We start from the raw sequence: 3,457 nt of genomic DNA on the forward strand, positions 1-3,457 counted from the left end.
AATCTCGAGATTCCGGATTGCCGCGCTTTCGCGCGGCCTCCGGAATGACATGTGTTGGCCTATTTCGCGTCCGCCGCCATGTACGCCTTGACGATCTTGTCGGGGTTCTGCACCGGCTCGCCGCGCTTGATCTTGTCGACGTTCTCCATGCCCGCGGTGACCTTGCCCCAGACGGTGTATTGCTTGTCGAGGAAGCGGGCGTCGTCGAAGCAGATGAAGAACTGGCTGTCGGCGGAATCGGGGCTCGCCGCGCGCGCCATCGACGTTGTGCCGCGCACATGCGGCTCGGCGTTGAACTCGGCCTTCAGCTTCTGGCCGGAACCGCCGGTGCCGGTGCCGTGCGGGCAGCCGGTCTGCGCCATGAAGCCGTCGATCACGCGGTGGAAGACGATGCCGTCATAGAAACCTTCGCGCACCAGTTCCTTGATGCGGGCGACATGGCCCGGCGCGAGATCCGGACGCATCTCGATGGTGACGGGGCCCTGGGTGGTCTCGAGGATCAAGGTGTTGTCGGTGACGGTCATGCTTTTCTCTCTGTGGCTTGTGGTGAACTCTTCCGGCTGCGGAACTGGATCGCGAAGGGGCGCCCGGCAGAGGCGCCCGCCATCGTTTCGGTAAATGGCATCGGCGTGCAGCGTTGCAATGCCTCCATCACCGCGATCCGGTATTGCAGCCGGTCATTGTCGGTGGCGCCAGCGGATTCGTAGGTAATCCGCGGGTGTCCCATAATCTCTCCGTCGCGGTTAAAGCTCACGATGACGGTGATGTCGATGGGGTGAGCTCTTGAGGCCGGCGGCGGCTTCCAGCAGGTTCGCATGCGCGCGAAGATATCGCGGATGCTGTCGACCCGGTCCGGCCCCTCCTGGGCGGATGCAGGCGCGAGGCCAAGCAGGAGCACCGCGGCAGCTACGATGAGCTTTTCGCCGCGGCGCGCCATGGCATCCTCTATTTGATGTCGGAGGCGACCTGCACCTTCACCATCTTGTCGGGATCGGTGACGGTGCCGCTGCCCGAGCCGGGAGGCGCCTTCTTCAGCTTGTCGACGACGTCCATGCCCTGCACGACCTCACCGATCACGGTGTAGTTGTTGTCGAGGCTGCCACCGTCCGCGAACATGATGAAGAACTGCGAATTGGCGCTGTCCACGCTGTCGCCGCGGCGAGCCATGCCGACGATGCCGCGCGCAAAATGCACCTTTGAGAATTCCTGCTTCAGGTTCGGATATTTCGAGCCGCCGGTGCCGTTGCCGTTCTGGCCGTCGCCGGTCTGCGCCATGAAGCCATCCATCACGCGGTGGAACGGCACGTTGTTGTAAAAACCCTCGCGCGTGAGCTGCTTGATGCGCTCGGCATGTTGGGGCGCGATGTCGGTCCGCAGCTTGATGACGATGCGGCCCTTGGTGGTGTCGATGACGATGGCGTTGGCCTTGTCGAGATTCGCAGGCAGCGTCTGCGCGCCCGCCGGGACCGCGCCGAGAAGCGCGGCAAACATCGTGGCAAGAATTGCGAGGGTGCGGATCATGAAAACTCCGGATCAGATGAGACGAGAGATCGCCGTTGTCAGGCGAATTTTGCCTTGAGCTGGGCTGCAACGAGCGGCGGCACGAAGGTCGAGACATCGCCGCCCATGGCTGCGATCTGGCGCACCAGTGTGGCTCTGATCGGGCGGACCATCGGGGACGCCGGCAGGAAGACGGTGTGCACCTCCGGCGCCATTGCCCCGTTCATGCCGGCGAGCTGCATCTCGTAATCGAGGTCGGTGCCGTCGCGCAGGCCGCGAATCATGATCGTCGCGCCGTGCTTGCGCGCCGCGGTCACGGAGAGGTCGTCGAAAGTGGTGACCTCGAGTGTACAGCCGGCTGCGGCCGCCACCGGCCCGCAGACATCATGCAGCATCTTCAATCGCTCTTCGGTCGAGAACAGCGGCTTTTTGCCGGGATGCATGCCAATTGCGACAACAAGCCTGTCGCAAAGCGGAACGGCATGCCGGACGACGTCCAGATGGCCGTTGGTGATGGGGTCGAAGGACCCCGGATAGAAGGCAATGCGCGACATGGCCCGTCCTACCGCGCTCCGAGCAGCCCGGCAAGCCGGACAGGTTTCTGCCGGTTTTTCAGCAAAACCTGTCGGAATTCCCCCGACTGTTTCGTCCTGAGGCCGGCGACGAAACAAAACGGATGGCGAACGAAACCATTTTCCCCATCCGCGAAGACGTCCGGAAACTGGCCATGGTTACTAATCCGGCCAACGAAACGACGGGCCGCGAGCGAAATGGGCGCAGCGGCCGATCACAGGGGACCGTCAATGATCAAGGCTCTTTCAGCGATCGCTCTCGCCGCGTGCGTAGCCGCAGCCCTCACCGTCCTGCCGGGCTTTGCCCCGAAGGTGGAAGCCAGCGTCCCGCAGCCGCTAGCCAAGAGTGACCGGCTCGACATCCGCGTCATCGGCAAGGATTGCTCGGCGCAGGCCTGGCCGAATTTCGAAGCCTCCTGCCTGCGTCAGGCCGGCACCAAGAAGGACGTGCGGGTTGCCCGCCTGGTGACTGCGGACCGCACCCCGTAGAGCCTTGTCCCCTCCCCGATAGGCTGCCTAGCCTTTCGTCACACGAACCCCATGGAAATTTGCGACGTCTCGTCGCAGACTGCGTTACGCGCGCCCCCCGGAATGACCCGTCGGGGCGCGACGACGCCAATGGGGGTTGCCATTGTCCAGTACGCCCGCCGTCGCCGCCGGCCATTCCAACAACCAGCTTCCCCTCGCAATGACCATGGGCGCCCTCGGGGTGGTCTATGGCGATATCGGCACCAGCCCCCTCTATGCCCTGAAGGAAGCCGCCAAGGCCGCCGCCCATGGCGCACCGGTCACCCCTGAGGCCGTTCTGGGGGTGGCGTCGCTGATTCTCTGGGCGCTGCTGCTGATCATCTCGTTCAAATATGCGCTGCTGATCCTGCGCGCGGACAACCGCGGCGAAGGCGGCATCGTCGCGCTGCTGGCGCTGCTGCACGCCCGCCATGCCCAGCCCGGCACCTGGCGCGCCCATCTCCTCGTCGTCGGCCTGATCGGCGCGGCGCTGCTCTATGGCGACGGCGCGATCACGCCCGCGATCTCGGTGCTATCGGCCATCGAAGGCCTCAAGGTCGACGCGCCCTCGCTCGCGCCCGCGGTCGTCCCCGTTACCGTCGCGATCCTGATCGGCCTGTTCATGATGCAGAAGCGGGGCACCGGCTTCATCGGCCGGATCTTTGGTCCGGTCATGATGACCTGGTTCGCGGTGCTGGCCGCGCTCGGCATCCACGGCATCGTCAAGGCGCCGGCGGTGCTGGCGGCGCTCAGCCCGCTCTACGCCTTCGAATTCCTGATCCACCAGGATTTCCACGTCTCCTTCGCAATCCTCGGCGCCGCCTTCCTCGCGGTCACCGGCGGTGAGGCCATGTATGCCGACATGGGCCATTTCGGGC

6 protein-coding genes are annotated in these 3,457 nt (G+C 64.7%); 2 read left to right on the plus strand and 4 right to left on the minus strand.

Going from position 1 to position 3,457, the window contains the following annotated elements:
- Nucleotides 1–59: 59 nt before the first annotated feature.
- From C2U70_RS32170 to coaD, 4 genes are read right to left on the minus strand one after another with little or no spacing between them, the layout of a single operon-like run.
- Complete coding sequence (locus tag C2U70_RS32170; protein WP_140982689.1) at nt 60–524, minus strand: peptidylprolyl isomerase; 465 nt, start codon at nt 522–524, stop codon at nt 60–62.
- Nucleotides 521–937, minus strand: coding sequence for a hypothetical protein (locus C2U70_RS32175; protein WP_140982691.1), 417 nt, complete (start codon nt 935–937; stop codon nt 521–523). Before C2U70_RS32175 ends, C2U70_RS32170 begins: the two co-directional genes overlap by 4 nt.
- An 8-nt stretch (nt 938–945) precedes the next feature.
- On the minus strand, nt 946–1,521 hold the full coding sequence (locus C2U70_RS32180; protein ID WP_140982694.1) for a peptidylprolyl isomerase: 576 nt from the start codon (nt 1,519–1,521) through the stop codon (nt 946–948).
- Nucleotides 1,522–1,559: 38 nt separating this feature from the next.
- Nucleotides 1,560–2,054: a pantetheine-phosphate adenylyltransferase gene (gene coaD, locus C2U70_RS32185; RefSeq protein ID WP_140982697.1), complete on the minus strand. Its 495-nt coding sequence runs from the start codon at nt 2,052–2,054 to the stop codon at nt 1,560–1,562.
- A 249-nt stretch (nt 2,055–2,303) separates the two neighbouring features.
- Between coaD and C2U70_RS32190 the strand changes: the two genes are divergently transcribed.
- Together C2U70_RS32190 and C2U70_RS32195 are read left to right on the plus strand one after the other, a co-directional pair.
- Nucleotides 2,304–2,561, plus strand: a complete 258-nt coding sequence (locus C2U70_RS32190) for a hypothetical protein (RefSeq protein WP_140982700.1) — start codon at nt 2,304–2,306, stop codon at nt 2,559–2,561.
- Nucleotides 2,562–2,760: 199 nt separating this feature from the next.
- Nucleotides 2,761–3,457 (plus strand): KUP/HAK/KT family potassium transporter (locus C2U70_RS32195; protein WP_186294598.1); only part of this gene is annotated, 697 nt, incomplete at its 3' end.

It is taken from the genome of Bradyrhizobium guangdongense, assembly GCF_006483445.1.
GTDB classification, from domain to species: Bacteria; Pseudomonadota; Alphaproteobacteria; order Rhizobiales; family Xanthobacteraceae; genus Bradyrhizobium; species Bradyrhizobium guangdongense_A.

Bases quoted from the DNA above. Each gene is read 5' to 3' on its own strand.
- C2U70_RS32170 (WP_140982689.1), bottom strand. From the start codon at position 524: ATGACCGTCACCGACAACACCTTGATCCTCGAGACCACCCAGGGCCCC.
- C2U70_RS32175 (WP_140982691.1), bottom strand. From the start codon at position 937: ATGGCGCGCCGCGGCGAAAAGCTCATCGTAGCTGCCGCGGTGCTCCTG.
- C2U70_RS32180 (WP_140982694.1), bottom strand. From the start codon at position 1,521: ATGATCCGCACCCTCGCAATTCTTGCCACGATGTTTGCCGCGCTTCTC.
- coaD (WP_140982697.1), bottom strand. From the start codon at position 2,054: ATGTCGCGCATTGCCTTCTATCCGGGGTCCTTCGACCCCATCACCAAC.
- C2U70_RS32190 (WP_140982700.1), top strand. From the start codon at position 2,304: ATGATCAAGGCTCTTTCAGCGATCGCTCTCGCCGCGTGCGTAGCCGCA.